The following is a 236-nucleotide window of genomic DNA, read 5'->3' as shown; positions in this document are numbered from 1 at the left end:
CGCTCAGCCAAGCTTCTTGCGGTTAAGCGAGTCTCTCAGAATAAAGGCAGTAAAACGTCTGGAATAGACGGTGTCACCTGGAACACAGATGTACGCCGTATGAAAGCAGTCAATCAACTGAGCCGCAAGGCTTACTCTGCAAAACCACTCAAACGTATCTACATCCCCAAAAAGAACGGTAAGCTCAGGCCATTGGGTATTCCATGCATGATTGATAGAGCGCAACAAGCCCTCCA

At 48.3% G+C, this 236-nt stretch carries 1 protein-coding gene; it reads left to right on the top strand.

Features of this window, described 5'->3' with window-relative positions:
* A partial coding sequence (locus tag AB4486_RS23615) for a reverse transcriptase N-terminal domain-containing protein (RefSeq protein WP_372119001.1) occupies nucleotides 1-236 on the top strand: 236 nt, incomplete at both ends.

It is taken from the genome of Vibrio sp. 10N.222.55.C6 (assembly GCF_041473395.1).
GTDB lineage: Bacteria > Pseudomonadota > Gammaproteobacteria > Enterobacterales > Vibrionaceae > Vibrio > Vibrio crassostreae_C.
This window is presented reverse-complemented; position numbering and strand designations above follow the sequence as displayed.